The sequence below is a fragment of the Akkermansia biwaensis genome (genome assembly GCF_026072915.1).
Lineage (GTDB): Bacteria > Verrucomicrobiota > Verrucomicrobiia > Verrucomicrobiales > Akkermansiaceae > Akkermansia > Akkermansia biwaensis.
In genome coordinates this window covers 3,029,462-3,042,782 of sequence record NZ_AP025943.1, presented here as the reverse complement: position 1 = coordinate 3,042,782, position 13,321 = coordinate 3,029,462, and the positions used below count along the sequence as shown (strand labels likewise).

Sequence of the window (13,321 nt, the reverse complement as noted above, 5' to 3'; positions counted from 1 at the left end):
TTATTATCCCTAATCAACTTTTCTCCAGATTTTTTCGTTGACTTCCGGATTATAAATCCGGTGCGCTCTGAAAAGGTTTGAAAATAAAAGGACTGTTCCGCATTAATGAGAGCGGAACAGTCCTGAAGGTACGAAAAGGGATATTTTTCCCGGATAGGGTTATTTGACGGCGATTGTCTGCTCGCGGTCGGGGCCCACGCCTACGGTGGTGACGGGGCAGCCGATGAGTTCGCTCATGCGTTTGACGAACTTTTTGGCGTTTTCCGGAATCTCTTCCCAGGAGCGGCAGGAGGAAATGTCCTGAAGCCAGCCCGGCATGGTTTCATAGACGGGCTTGCAGCGTTCCCATTCGTCCACCGTAGCGGGCGGATAGGCCAGGATTTCCCCGTCCAGGTCATAGCCCGTGCAGATTTTGATTTCCGGGCACTTGTCGTAGCCGTCCAGGTTGGTCATGGCCATTTCGTCAAAGCCGTTGAACATGGCGGAGAAGTGGAGCAGAACGCCGTCCGCCCAGCCGCAGCGGCGGGGGCGTCCGGTCGTGGCGCCGAATTCGCGGCCCATGCTGTGCAGGTGGTTGGAGATGTCTTCATCTTCCGTGACGAAGGGGCCGGCTCCCACGCGGGTGGTGTAGGCCTTGCAGACACCGATGATGCGGTCGATCTTGTGGGGGGGGACTCCGGTGCCGGTGCAGGCCCCGGCGGAGGAAGTGTTGGAGGAGGTGACGAACGGATAGGTGCCGAAGTCCACGTCCAGGTAAGCTCCCTGGGCGCCTTCAAAGAGGATGCTCTTTCCGGCGGCGATGGCCTCGTTCATGACCGGGATGGTGTTGGTGATGTGGGGGCGCAGCACGTCCGCGGCGGCGCTGACTTCCTTCACCATTTTTTCCTCGTCCATGGCGGGCAGGCCCATGCGTTCCATTTCCGCGTTCGCCATCCTGATGCGGCGGCGCAATACTTCGTCAAAAATGGTGGGGTCCCGCATGTCCGCCATGCGCACGCCGATGCGGCGGGCCTTGTCCGCGTACGTCGGGCCGATGCCGCGCTTGGTGGTGCCGATAGCTTTCTTGCCGAGAGCGGATTCCTGAGCGGCATCCATTTCCTTGTGGAAGGGGAGGACCACGTGGGCGCGGTCGGAGATGAGAAGATTTTCACTGGTGATGGAAACGCCCTGGCCGCGGAGTTCGTTGATTTCCTCCACCAGGCCGACGGGGTCCAGCACGACGCCATTACCGATGACGCAGAGCTTGCCCGGCCACAGGATGCCGGAGGGGACAAGGTGCAGAATGTACTTCTTCCCGTTGGCGATAACGGTATGGCCGGCGTTGTTGCCGCCCTGGCCGCGGGCTACCACGTCGGCCGATTCCGTTAAGAAATCAATCATTTTGCCTTTGCCTTCGTCGCCCCATTGGGAGCCGATAATAATGGTATTCATGATAAAAATGGAACTCGGAGACCTTAATGATTTTCCTGCCGCATGGCAAGACAATCTTGTTAAGTTTTCCTGATTAAAGGAGTTCAGCCGCGCGGGCGTCAGCGGAAGTGCAGGGCGGAGCGGTGCGCCTCCGCCGGGACCAGGGTTTTCCAGATGTCCTCGTCCGCGGCGATCATGCGCTGGATGTCCCGCGGCGTGTGGCGCAGCAGGTATTCGTTGAAGAAGGGGACGTCCACCACCAGTTCGTTGGCCAGGAAGTGCTGGTAAAGGTGCACGTACTGTTCCGGGGCGCGGAAGGTTCTGGCCGTGACGAATTCCCCTGATTTGCGGTTGAGCCAGGGGGAGACGTACAGGCGCGTCTTGTTCTGGAAGGTGCGGCCGAAGGATTCCAGAATGCCGCCGGGAATGTCTTCCGTCCATTTTTCCTTGAACAGTTCGTTGAGCAGGCCGATGGAAAGGGCGATGGCGATGGGTTCCTTCGTGTAGCGGGCGAGCAGTTCCGAAAGGTTGTCGAAACGCGGCATCTTGGTGATCAGAACGTTTTTGCCCAGCGCCTTCAGGCTGTCCGCGCGGTCCAGGAATTCCAGATGGTCTATGTCTCCGCCGCGCAGCAGGTTGTTCATGGAAATCTCGCATATTTCCATGCACCGGTCCGCCTGCGTTTCATTGATGTGGGTGAGGAAGCATTTTTTCACCTGGGACATGACTTCCAGATGCAGGTTGCAGACGGGGTTGAAACTGCCCCTCATCAGTACGATGGGGCGCTTGTACAGCACGTCCGCCGCCTGAGCCACCTGGCCGCTGGCCAGGAACAGGGTGGCCGGAGTCAGGCCGGATTTCACCAGTTGCAGGGCAAAGAGGCGGTTGTCCACCATGGAGAAGCCGTGGCCTTCAAAGCGGACCACGTCTATTTCCACCAGCCGGGGGTCCAGGTTGTCCACCAGAGCTTCAATGAATTCCTCCAGCCGGTCCCTCTTGAAAAAGACGGCGTGCAGGATGTTGACGCCCAGAATGCCCAGGTCCTTCATCTGGCTGTCGTGGTCCGGATCATTCAGGCGTACGTGGATGATCAGGTCTGAGGGCTCGGCTTCCGGTTTCAGCTGGAAGCGTACGCCTATCCAGCCGTTCCACGGGCCGTTGTCCCGGTAGCCTTTCACCTTTACCGTATTGCAGAAGGCAAAGAAACGGGTGTCCTTCCCGCGCTTGGGACCCAGGCGGTTGATGAGCTGGGAGAATTCATAGTCCAGCATTCCCTTCAGGCGTTCCTCGGAAACGTAGCGCTTGACGGGGCCGTACAGCGTGTCGCTGACGGTCATGTCATAGGCGGAGATGGTTTTTGCCACGGTGCCGGCGGCGCCGGAAGCGCGGAAAAACCAGTTGGCCGTTTCCTGCCCGGCGCCGATTTCCGCAAAGGTCCCGTAAATGGAGGTCGCCAGATTGAGCTGGAGGGCCTTGTCCTGTGTCTGCGCTAATGCCTTGGAACTCATGAAAAACAGGTAATCCGGTTAATATGGTCAGTTGTTTTTGGGAAGAAGCTTCCGGGTGGTCTCGCTCATCCAGCCGGGAAACTCCAGCCTGTCTATGATGACGGATTGGCTGCCGGGGAGGTCTGCCGGATAATGAATGGAGACGCAGGCACGCACGGCGCCGTTGTAAAGCAATTTGGTCAGTTCCAGCGCCAGCGGGGAATATCTGTCCACATAGGCGTTCAGGCGTTCCCCGTTAGGGAATTCCAGTGTAAAGGCAATGTAGGCGGTGTGGCGGTAGCTTTCCGGGGCGGATTCCTCCAGGAACGGAGCCGCATAATGGCTGGACATGCTGATGGTTACCCTCACCGGAACGGGGGAAGAAGGGCGCTTTTTCTTCAATTCGGCCGGAAAAAGGGGGGAATAGCCTTCCCACGCCTCCCAGTCCAGCTGCCATTTTTTGGAGTCGTGGTCATACAGGAATACGGCCGCTCGCATCGTATTGTCGTCCATCAGCACGGGAATCTGGAGCAGGTCGCCGTTCTTGGAGCTCTTTCCCGGTTCATGGGGCAGGTAATCCTTGTAATGGGCGTATTTGGCCCAGTGCGCCATCTTCGGCCGCGTGGCGGCGGGGGAGATGACGTAGTTCAACCGTTCCTCGTCGGACCCAGCCATGCAGTACAGGGCCAGTTCATTCATGGCGGCGGTGATGTGTCTGGCTACGGATTCCGCTTCCCGGTCCTCCTCCCTGCGGTGCAGGAAAGCCGTCTGGTATTGTTCCGCCTTCTCTCTCAGGGCCTGCATCATGGCGTCATCCGCTTCCGTGGAGAAATCGGCCTCGTGATCCACGAATTTTTCCGAGATGTCCAGGATCTTGCCGCCTTCCGCCTCCAGGTCATTGCCGCGGAGGAACATGAATACGCCCAGGACGGCGAGAACCAGCCCGGAGACAAACAGCCACGCAGGCCAGGTGGTTTTGCGTTCCTCCCCGGCAGTTCCGCCGGAAGGGAGATTGTATTCGGGCAATTCTTCCGCCAGGGCGGAGGTTCCCGCCGTGGCGATGGCCGGGGCCTCCTCCTTCCGTTCCCTCCGCTTGCGGATCTTCGTGGTGTTCCGTTCCGGAGCGTGCGGGGTCTCGGCGAACCGGGGAAGGTCCCGTATATCCACCTTCTTTTGAGGTGAAGGAAGATATTCGGAAACCGGGGGACGGCTACGTTTTTCTTCTTCCTTTTCCGGTCCGGATGGCGTTGTCCCTGTCTCTCGCGTTGCTTCTGATACGGTTTCCGGCCGTTTTACGTCCCAGGTGGCTGTAACGATGGAATTGCAGACGGGGCACCTGACCTGGCAACCCAGACAGGAGAGCTTGACGGCGAACGGATTGCTGCATATGTTACAGCGGCAGGGGAGGCATTCTTCTTCTTTGTCCCGTTTCTCATCGTCTTGCGCGGCCGTAACGGGATTGCCGCAAATGGGGCATTTTACCTGTTGGCCCAGGAAGGAAGTCTTGACGGCAAAAAGATTGCCGCATGCCGGGCATGAGCAGGCGACCGTGTCCTCGGGAAGGGATGGCATGGGAAAGGTGCGTGTTACAGGTGGATGAATTCCGGAACCGGAATGGCGATGGGCTTGGGAGCGGGCAGCGTGATGCTCGTGTCCGCGTGGTCCGGGGCGACGGGATCGGAGGAAAGGGCCTGCGCTTCCGGCACGTTTTCATTCGTGCCCAGCAGTTCGAAGTTGCGGTTGGGCGGTCCCTGGTTCAGTTCCGTGTGGTAGGGATCGTCCCCCAGCAGGATGGGCTTGACGGGCAGGATGGGGGGCAGGGGAAGAATGCGGTTCTGCGCCGTGAAGGGGGAGGACGGCGCGGCGGGGTCTTCTCCGTGCAGGTCGCAGAAGGGCAGGCTGGAATCCCCCTTGCGGAGGTATTCGAACATGGTATGGCGGCGGTACTTCTTGTCCACCGGGTCGATGTCGTAGCAGCTGTGGGTGGCCCGCTTTCCGGTCGTCAGGCAGATTTCCACGCGCTCCACGCTGGGCGGGGGCTCCAGTTCTCCGGCGGGGAAGAGGCGTTCGGATTCCTTAAAGGCCGTCCCGAGGATGGAGGCGCAGGTGTCCGAGGAGAAGGCGCCGTTGTAGATGGGCTTTTTCCCTTCCAGGAAGCCGATCCAGATGCCGCAGGTCACCCGGTCGTCATAGCCGAACAGCCAGTTGTCCCCGAAGTCGTACGTGGTGCCGGTCTTGACGCCGCCCTTGAAATTTCCGGGCAGGCTGTCCGCCACCCTCTGGGCGGAACCGTTTTTCAGGGAGGAATGCAGGATGTTGTGAAGCTGGAAGGCCGTGGCCGTGGAGGCGGCCCCTTTCCGGACCTGGGCGTTGTTCCTGGTTTCAATGGCCTGGGTGGACTCCCAGATCAGGCGGCCCTCCTCGTCCTCTATCCTGTCCAGGTAGTAGATATTTTCCGGACGAGAGCCTCCGTTGGGAATGGCGGTGTAGGCCAGCGTCATTTCCGTCAGGGAGGCCGGTTCCGTTCCCACGAAAATCTTGGGGCGGTAAACCGGGTTTACCTCCGTGCTGCCCGCTTCCCGCACCGGTTTGCGGATGCCGAAGTCCGCCAGTTTCTTGATGAAGGGGGCCGTTCCCATGTCCATGCCCATGCGCAGGGAGGCGGCTATCTTGGAGGCGGCCAGGCCGCGGTGGGCGGTGATCATGCCTTCATAGCGGTTCCTGGAGCTTTCCGCCCCCCATTCTCCCAGAATCCCTTCCGAGCCGCCGATGCCGGTCAGGCGGTTGTCGATGGCGTCGTCCAGAATGCGGGTGACGGGGCTTTTGCCCGTGTCGAAGGCGGCGGCGTACAGGAAGGGCAGGATGGCCGTGCCGGTGGGGCGCGCTCCTTCCTTGATGACGTCGTACTGGCGGTTCGTGTGGTTGCGGCCTCCGTGGTAGGCGAGCACGGCGCCGGACTGGTTGTCCACCATCAGCACGGCTCCTTCCAGGTAGCGGGGCTTGCTGCCTGAGAAGCGGTCGTAGTCCGCGGCTTTCTGGTGGCTGTACCCCGGGCGTTTTTCAATGTTTTCCAGCGCCTGGGACAGGGCCTTCCCGGTAGCGTTCTGAAGTTTCTTGTCAATGGTGGTGTAAATCCTCAGGCCCGCGGCGTTGACGCGCTCCTCACCCAGATAGGCGGTGATTTCCGCGTAAATGCGGTCGTAAATGTGGGAGACTCCGCGTTTCAGGGGCTTGGGGTTGAGGCCCAGGTCCATGGAGGAAAGCCGCTGCGCTTCTTCTGGAGTGATGTACTTTTCCCTGGCCATGCGGTTGAGCACGTGGTTGCGCCATTTCAGGTTGCCCTCCTTGTTGTTGAGGGGGGACAGGCCGTTCGGGTTCTTGATCAGGGCGGCGATGGAGGCGGCCTCTCGCGTGGTCAGGTCCGCGGGTTCCTTGCCGAAGTACCCCAGGGAGGCGGACCGGATGCCGTAAAACCCGCTGCCGAAGTACACGCGGTTGATGTAAAACTCCAGCACTTGTTCCTTGCTGTACCGTTCCGTGATGCGCCGCGCCAGGGCTATTTCCACAAACTTGCGGCCAAAGCTTCCTTCGTTCCGCGCCTTGGCCCTGTTTTTCAGGTCGTAGGCGTTTCTGGCAAGCTGCTGGGTGATGGAGGAGGCTCCCTGGTTGGCCTCCCCGCTGTTGCTGGCGTATTCCTTGGCCGCTCTCAGAATCCCCAGGAAATCGTAGCCCGGATGTTCCCAGAAGCGCGAGTCCTCCTGGGCGACCAGGGCGTTGATCATGGCGGGGGAAATTTTATCCAGCGTCACATAACTGCGGTTTTCCACGTAAATGCGGCCTATTTCCTCCCCGTTCCGGTCAAAAATGATGCTCGGCTTCTCCACGTCGTTGATGCGTTCCAGGTCAAACTCCGCGGCCCAGTTGTCGTAGCGCTTCCAGGCGGCCATGAAGCCGAAGTACCCCACGGCGCCGCCGATCAGGGCCAGAACGAGGCACCAGGCGACGAATTTTTTGACAAAACCCCGGAAACGGTTCCGGGGCTTGGCCTTGGGATGCCGCCTTTTGTTTGCCTGGGCGTGTCTGCGCGGAGCCTGTGAATTTAATTCAGCCATGAATACGTAGCAGGGTCTGTCCTGAGGAAAAAACCGTTTAAAAAAGCTTACCGGATTCCGGTTTGTTTAGCAATACCATACACTGTTGGCAGGTGAAAAAGATGCGTGCCCGCGCCATTCTCCCGTCCGCGTCCGGATGGTCGCGGGCCTTTGCCGCGGCGGGACGGTGACAGGACCGCGGACGCACCTCCTTTTTGGGAAAAACTGTTTTCTGCACTTAAAGGAATTTCAACGGACGTACGGACTTGCGGCGTTCGGCCCGGATTGGGACTGAGACTGAGGGGCGGCGGACGATGGAAAGACGCTTCTACGCATCCTGCACGGTATTGAAGATATTGCCCGCCTTGGTCAGCCCGTGCTGCATGGTGTACAGGACGGCGTCCGCGGCTTTTGCCACCATGACGTCCAGAAGCTCCCGCTCCTCCGGGCGGAATTTTCCCAGGACATGCCCCGTCATTTCCCCCTTGCCGCGGGGCAGCCCGATGCCGAAGCGCAGCCGCGGGAATTCCTGCGTGCCCATGTGGGCGATCAGGGACTTGAGGCCGTTGTGGCCTCCCGCGGAGCCCTTCTCCCGGAGCTTGATGACGCCCAGCGGAAAATCCACCTCGTCATGAATGACGAATACGCTGCGCGGGTCCAGCTTGAAGAAGCGCATCATGGGCCCTACGCAAAGGCCGGATTCGTTCATGAACGTGGTCGGCTTCACCAGCAGTACGCCGGGGCCTGCCGCCAGTTCGCACTTGCGCTGTTTGTCCGTCTTGAACACGCATCCCCAGTGGGCCGCCAGGCGGTCCGCCACCATGAATCCGGCGTTGTGCCGGGTATCTTCATAAGTCTTGCCCGGATTGCCCAGGCCCACGATGATTTTGGGAGTAACGTCCACGGTGGGGAAAAACAGGAATGATGAACATGGCGGAACCCGTTCCGGGAACGCGCGCGGGACATCCTGCCCCCCTTGCGTCCGGCAATCAACCGTTCCGTGAGACAGCGCCGCCGCTTCTACCTCCCCGCCTTCTTCTTCTGGCGGCCCATCAGGAACCCCGTCAGCACGGATTCCAGGGAATCCCCGGTGCGGACCAGGCGGTAGTCCGCGTTGATGTCCGTGCAGATGTTTCTCGTCTCTTCCAGATAATTGGAGACGATGGTGCGGTACTCGTCCGCGATGAGGTCCGGTTCCGTAATCAGGGAGCCGCCCCCTTCCATGTCCACGAAGCGGATGGGGCGGTCGAAGTCGAAGTCTATTTCCAGCTGGTCCACCAGGTGGAACACGGCCACGTCGTGCTTGCGGAAGTGGAGGTGCCGCATGGCGTTTTTAAGTTCGGCCGTATCCGTGAACAGGTCTGAGAAAATCAGGATCAGGGCGCGGCGGCTCACGCGCTCCGCCAGTTCGTGCAGCGTCTCCGCCAGGACGGTCTCCCCGCGGGGATAGTGCGTGTCCATCTGGCTGATGAGCACGTTCAGGTGGGCGGGACGGCGGGAGGCGGGAATGTGCAGCGCGGCGCTGTCCTTCCCCTGCTGGGAAAAGCTCAGTCCCACGGCATCCCCCTGCCGGATGCCGATGTAGGCCAGGTTGGCGGCCAGCCTGCATGCGCGCATGTATTTGGACTCCACCTGTTCCGGGTGGTAGTTCATGGAGCCGGAAAGGTCCATGACGATGTAGGCGCGCAGGTTGGTGTCCGCCTCAAACTCCTTGATGTAATACCGGTCCGAGCGGGCGTAGGCCTTCCAGTCCAGGCGCCGGGTGTCGTCGCCCGCCACGTACTTGCGGTATTCCGCAAACTCCACGGAAGAGCCGCGGTTGGCGCTCCTGTGGCGTCCGGACACGTTCCCCGCCATGCTCTGGCGAGCCTCCAGCGGGAGGTTGCCCAGGCGGGAAAGCAGGTCGTGGTTCAGGTACTTCGTGGACATGAACAGTCGGGGAAGGGGGTGAATGCGTTCCGGCGCGTCAGACTTCCGCGGCCAGGCGGGCGACAGCCTTGCGCGGCGTGAGGCCCTGGGATTCCGCGGCGAAGTTCGTGACCACGCGGTGCATCAGCACGGGTTCCACAATGGCGTCGATATCCTCCTTGCGGACGATGTAGCTGCCCTGGAGGGCGGCGCGCGTCTTGGCGCCCAGGATCAGGAACTGCACGGCGCGCGGGCCTGCGCCCCAGGCGACGTACTGCTTCACCCATTCCGGGGAAGTCTCCAGGGAGGGGCGGGTGGAGCGCACCAGCTTCACGGCGTATTCGTAAATATGTTCCGGAACGGGCACGCGCCGCACCAGGTCCTGGTAAAAGATGATTTCATCTCCGGAGAGTATGTGCTTCAGCTCCTCGCTGCGGTTGCCCGTGGTTTCCCGGGCGATGCGCATTTCCTCGTCTTCCGTGGGGTAATCCACTTCAATCAGGAACATGAAGCGGTCGAGCTGGGCTTCCGGCAGGGGGTAGGTGCCTTCCTGCTCAATGGGGTTCTGGGTAGCGAGCACGAAGAAGGGGGGAAGCAGGGTGAAGGTGCGGCCCATCACGGTGACGCGGTACTCCTGCATGGCCTCCAGCAGGGCGGACTGGGTTTTGGCGGGGGCGCGGTTGATTTCGTCCGCCAGCACGATGTTGGCGAAAACGGGACCCTTGATAAACTCGAACTGGCGTTTTCCGCCCGCGGAATCGTCCTGGATGATGTCCGTGCCCGTGATGTCCGCGGGCATCAGGTCCGGGGTGAACTGGATGCGGTTGAAGCTGAGGTCCAGGGTCTTGGCCACGGAGCTGATCAGCAGGGTCTTTGCCAGGCCGGGCACGCCCATCAGGAGCGCGTGGCCCCGGGAAAACAGGGCGATGCTCAAAAGTTCCACGACGCGCTGCTGGCCGATGATGACCTTGCTCAATTCCGCAGAGAGTTCCTTGTAAATGGTGCCGAGACGGTCAATGGCGGCTACGTCGTCGGCGGGCAGGGAGGGGTTGGCTGGTTCCATATTGAGGATTCATAGCATTTTTTAGCGCGTTTTCCATCAAATAATTGCGTCGCGCGCATTTTCCCTGCTTGGAATGCGGGGGCAAACAGGGTAAGGAAGAGGCATGCCGAAAATCGCACTCATTCAACTGTCCGCAGACGCCCGGCCCGCCGTGAACAAGGAAAAAACGGAAGCCGCCATCCGGGAGGCCGCCGCGAACGGGGCGCAGATCATCTGCACCCAGGAACTCTTCACCACGGAATACTTCTGCAGAAGGGAGGAATGCGAATTGTTCGACCTGGCGGAACCGGTTCCCGGGGAACTGACGGCGGCGCATCAGAAGCTGGCGGCGGAACTGGGCGTGGTGATCGTGGCCTCCGGATTTGAAAAGCGCGCCACCGGCCTGTACCACAACACCGCCTGGGTGGTGGACGCGGACGGAACCTTCCTGGGCATCTACCGCAAAATGCACATCCCGCAGGACCCGGGATTCGAGGAAAAATTCTACTTCACGCCCGGAGATCTGGGCTACAAGGCGTTCGACACCAAATTCGGACGCATCGGCGTGCTCATCTGCTGGGACCAGTGGTATCCGGAAGCGGCGCGCCTCACCGCCATGCAGGGGGCGGAAATACTCTTTTACCCCACGGCCATCGGCTGGCTGCCGGAAGAAAAGCCCCTGCTGGGCTCACAGCAGCACTGCGCGTGGGAAACCGTCCAGCGCGGGCATGCCGTGGCGAACGGGTGCTACGTCTGCGCCGTCAACCGCGTGGGCACGGAAGGGGAAAGCGAATTCTGGGGCCAGTCCTTCGTGGCGGACTATTACGGCCGGATCGTCGCCAAGGCTCCCGTCAGTGATGAAACCATCCTGTACGCGGATCTGGACCTGGATGCTCTGGAAGACCACCGCCGCATCTGGCCCTTCTTCCGCGACCGCCGCATCGACTCCTACGGCGGAATCACGGAACGCTGGGGAAAATAGGATATTGAAAGTCCGTACTGAAAGTTTTTACCCTTTGCGGTCCGCTCCCCGCCCGGGCGCTTCCCTGAAGAAACGTTATCGGTTATGAAAAGGTTTCTTCATGTGTGCAAGGCTGTGGTGAACCGGTGCCGTGGAGGGAAATTGTGCCTGTTTCCCTGGGAATCATCAGGGTGTGCTTATTCGGAAACCGGAAACGTTGCGGACGGGAAACGCAGCCGGAATGGGTTCCCGGTTTTCTTTGCCGGATGGAGGAAGATTGCAGGGAAGTAATGGTTGACTGCCTTGCGGAAACGGTGGCTGAACGAGGATGCCGGATTACTGTCCGGGATCGGGGGGCTGTCCTGAACCTGTTCCGCATGCTCAACGAATGGTATGAACAAGGTCTGCCCCGGCGGGAAGATGGCGACGATGAAGAAAATGATCCGTGGGACGATGTGGAACCGGGCGTGTGGTGCTCCGTGGCGACCTGGCTGTATGAATTTGATTTTTACGGAAGGGCGGGGAGCTTGTCCAGTTTGCCGTGGAGGCCCGGCTGAATCCCGATGGTTCCTTCCGGGGAATTTATTCCCTGCGCCGTGACGCCTATGGAAATGAGGCCCGTTATTTTGGGGAAGAAAAAGATGTGGCTGAAAACAAATTGAATACGCTGGTTCCGGAATTGAAAAAGCTGGTGAACGCTCCTCCGAACGAATGCGAGTTCCTGGACTGGAAAGACGCGTTTCCGCAGGATGACGATTAACCTCAAGAAAACCGCTCCGGCACAGGAGAGGACGGTCCCGTTCCAGTGGACAAAAAAGGCTGCCGTACTCTTCAGTACGACAGCCCGGAAGTGGGGGAGAGGTGCAGGGAAAGCTTAGTCGCAAATGACGGCGATCTTGATGCCTTTCATCTGGACGTTGGTTTCCAGGGCCTCCGTGATTTCATCCAGCTTGAAGCGGTGGGAAATCAGCTTGGTCAGCGGCAGGCCGATTCCGTAGGCGCGCTTGAGGAAGTCAAACGTGGTTGGGTAATCCTGCGGGGAATACACCCAGGAGCCTACGGCGGTTACTTCCTTGTTGCAGAGGTCGAAATGATGGTTGATGACGCTTTCCCCGCCGTCCATGAAGAAGCCCACCTCGCACAGGCCGCCGCCGCGCTTCACGAACTTCCAGGCGTTGGCCCCGGCCTTGCCGACGCCCGTGCACTGGAACACGAAATCCGCCAGACGGCCGCCGTTGTCCGCCTTCACGGCGTCCAGCAGGGCGTTCAGGTCGGCGTAATGGGTAAAATTGTAAGTGCGGGAGGCGCCCATCTCCTTGGCCAGTTCCAGGCGGGAATCGTTGCCGTCCACGGCGATGATGGTTTCCATGCCCAGTGTGCGGAGCGTGGCGATCTGGAGCAGGCCGATGGGGCCGCAGCCCTGAACGAGCACCACGGAATTGAACTTGAGCAGCCCCGTGGACTTGGCGCGTTCCAGGGAGTGGACCACGACGGCGGCGGGCTCCACCAGGATGCGCTGGTCCAGGGTCATGTTGGAAACGTTGAAGAACGTGGAACCCTTGCGCACCACCATGTACTCCCCGAAGTAGCCGTTCAGGTGAACGTCGTCGTCAGGCATCAGGCCGTACACGCCCACGTTTTCGCACAGGTTGGTGCGGGCCGGGGTGTTCAGGCAGGCGTCGCAGGTGCCGCAGGGAATGATGCAGGTGACGATCTTGTCCCCCAGTTTCACGGGATTTCCCGCCGTATCCCTGGTGATGTTTTTCCCCATCGCGACGATTTCCCCGGTGCCTTCATGGCCGAGCACCACGGGGCAGAGGCCGAAGGGGTCGCGGTTGTACTCATGGCCGTCCGTACCGCAAACGCCGCAGGCTTCTACCTTGATCAGCATTTCGTCGTCGCCGATGGCGGGAATGGAGTATTCACGGATTTCAAATGTCTTGGGAGCTGTCAGAACAGCTACGCGAGCGGTTGGTTGCATAGTGTTCCTACATTAGCTTTTTGCCTTCGGCCTCTTCAAGTACAAATGAAACCGGGCGTAAATTAGTCTGACGGAATCAGGAGGGAGCGCGTCTTGAAGAGGCCGTTTTTCAGACGGAAACGGAGTAGGAAGCGTCCATAAAATCCCTCCTTCCCGGACGGAACCCGCCGGAATGACGACGGAATCCAAGGTTAAAAGATCAGCTGAAACCTAACTTCTCTGTCAAACCTCCCCGCGGTATTCTGGAGACGCCAGGGGTGAAGCGGGCGGTTTCACTCCACTTATCCGTTTTTCCCTTCTCTCCGGAAGAAGGAAATCTCTTTCCTGTAAATTCCGCCGCCATCGTTGGGGAGAAGGCGGACGGCTTCCGGAGCATCTTCGGAAAATCGCTCTGGAGAAAGAAAATGCCCCGTTTTGCGGGATTGGAGTCTTGGCTGGCAT

Annotated in this window: 11 protein-coding genes; 3 read left to right on the top strand and 8 right to left on the bottom strand. The window is 60.0% G+C overall.

Annotated features, from left to right (window positions below; all coding sequences use genetic code 11):
* Nucleotides 1–159: 159 nt before the first annotated feature.
* The 7 genes from OQH67_RS12485 to OQH67_RS12455 all read right to left on the bottom strand — a co-directional run bounded on the left by OQH67_RS12485 (nt 160) and on the right by OQH67_RS12455 (nt 9,959).
* Nucleotides 160–1,431, bottom strand: coding sequence for an adenylosuccinate synthase (locus tag OQH67_RS12485; RefSeq protein ID WP_215435118.1), 1,272 nt, complete (start codon nt 1,429–1,431; stop codon nt 160–162).
* Between the two features lie 98 nt (nt 1,432–1,529).
* Nucleotides 1,530–2,918 carry a P-loop NTPase family protein gene (locus OQH67_RS12480; protein WP_215435119.1) on the bottom strand — a complete coding sequence of 463 codons (1,389 nt, stop codon included), beginning with the start codon at nt 2,916–2,918 and terminating at the stop codon, nt 1,530–1,532.
* Nucleotides 2,919–2,945: 27 nt separating this feature from the next.
* On the bottom strand, nt 2,946–4,469 hold the full coding sequence (locus OQH67_RS12475; protein WP_215435120.1) for a hypothetical protein: 1,524 nt from the start codon (nt 4,467–4,469) through the stop codon (nt 2,946–2,948).
* Nucleotides 4,470–4,483: 14 nt separating this feature from the next.
* The gene (locus tag OQH67_RS12470; RefSeq protein ID WP_215435121.1) at nt 4,484–7,009 is read right to left on the bottom strand and encodes a transglycosylase domain-containing protein; all 2,526 of its coding nucleotides are present in this window, start codon (nt 7,007–7,009) and stop codon (nt 4,484–4,486) included.
* A 307-nt stretch (nt 7,010–7,316) separates the two neighbouring features.
* A complete protein-coding gene (gene pth, locus OQH67_RS12465) occupies nt 7,317–7,892 on the bottom strand; it encodes an aminoacyl-tRNA hydrolase (RefSeq protein WP_215435122.1) in 576 nt (191 codons plus the stop codon).
* Between the two features lie 116 nt (nt 7,893–8,008).
* Nucleotides 8,009–8,917, bottom strand: a complete 909-nt coding sequence (locus OQH67_RS12460; protein ID WP_215435123.1) for a DUF58 domain-containing protein — start codon at nt 8,915–8,917, stop codon at nt 8,009–8,011.
* A gap of 37 nt (nt 8,918–8,954) precedes the next feature.
* Nucleotides 8,955–9,959: an AAA family ATPase gene (locus tag OQH67_RS12455; protein WP_215435124.1), complete on the bottom strand. Its 1,005-nt coding sequence runs from the start codon at nt 9,957–9,959 to the stop codon at nt 8,955–8,957.
* Nucleotides 9,960–10,062: 103 nt separating this feature from the next.
* Between OQH67_RS12455 and OQH67_RS12450 the strand changes: the two genes are divergently transcribed.
* The 3 genes from OQH67_RS12450 to OQH67_RS12440 all read left to right on the top strand — a co-directional run bounded on the left by OQH67_RS12450 (nt 10,063) and on the right by OQH67_RS12440 (nt 11,659).
* Nucleotides 10,063–10,920 (top strand): carbon-nitrogen hydrolase, encoded by an 858-nt coding sequence (locus OQH67_RS12450; protein ID WP_215435125.1) that lies wholly within the window; start codon nt 10,063–10,065, stop codon nt 10,918–10,920.
* A gap of 269 nt (nt 10,921–11,189) precedes the next feature.
* Nucleotides 11,190–11,456, top strand: a complete 267-nt coding sequence (locus OQH67_RS12445) for a hypothetical protein (RefSeq protein WP_215435126.1) — start codon at nt 11,190–11,192, stop codon at nt 11,454–11,456.
* Nucleotides 11,441–11,659, top strand: a complete 219-nt coding sequence (locus OQH67_RS12440) for a hypothetical protein (protein WP_215435127.1) — start codon at nt 11,441–11,443, stop codon at nt 11,657–11,659. The genes OQH67_RS12445 and OQH67_RS12440 overlap by 16 nt, the downstream gene beginning before the upstream one ends.
* Nucleotides 11,660–11,773: 114 nt before the next feature.
* Here OQH67_RS12440 and OQH67_RS12435 read toward each other — a convergent pair whose 3' ends face one another.
* Nucleotides 11,774–12,880, bottom strand: coding sequence for a zinc-dependent alcohol dehydrogenase (locus OQH67_RS12435; RefSeq protein ID WP_215435128.1), 1,107 nt, complete (start codon nt 12,878–12,880; stop codon nt 11,774–11,776).
* Between the last annotated feature and the right edge of the window lie 441 nt (nt 12,881–13,321).

Excerpts from the sequence above, each read along its gene's own strand:
- OQH67_RS12485 (WP_215435118.1), bottom strand. The coding sequence starts at position 1,431 with ATGAATACCATTATTATCGGCTCCCAATGGGGCGACGAAGGCAAAGGC.
- OQH67_RS12480 (WP_215435119.1), bottom strand. The coding sequence starts at position 2,918 with ATGAGTTCCAAGGCATTAGCGCAGACACAGGACAAGGCCCTCCAGCTC.
- OQH67_RS12475 (WP_215435120.1), bottom strand. The coding sequence starts at position 4,469 with ATGCCATCCCTTCCCGAGGACACGGTCGCCTGCTCATGCCCGGCATGC.
- OQH67_RS12470 (WP_215435121.1), bottom strand. The coding sequence starts at position 7,009 with ATGGCTGAATTAAATTCACAGGCTCCGCGCAGACACGCCCAGGCAAAC.
- OQH67_RS12460 (WP_215435123.1), bottom strand. The coding sequence starts at position 8,917 with ATGTCCACGAAGTACCTGAACCACGACCTGCTTTCCCGCCTGGGCAAC.
- OQH67_RS12455 (WP_215435124.1), bottom strand. The coding sequence starts at position 9,959 with ATGGAACCAGCCAACCCCTCCCTGCCCGCCGACGACGTAGCCGCCATT.
- OQH67_RS12450 (WP_215435125.1), top strand. The coding sequence starts at position 10,063 with ATGCCGAAAATCGCACTCATTCAACTGTCCGCAGACGCCCGGCCCGCC.
- OQH67_RS12445 (WP_215435126.1), top strand. The coding sequence starts at position 11,190 with ATGGTTGACTGCCTTGCGGAAACGGTGGCTGAACGAGGATGCCGGATT.
- OQH67_RS12435 (WP_215435128.1), bottom strand. The coding sequence starts at position 12,880 with ATGCAACCAACCGCTCGCGTAGCTGTTCTGACAGCTCCCAAGACATTT.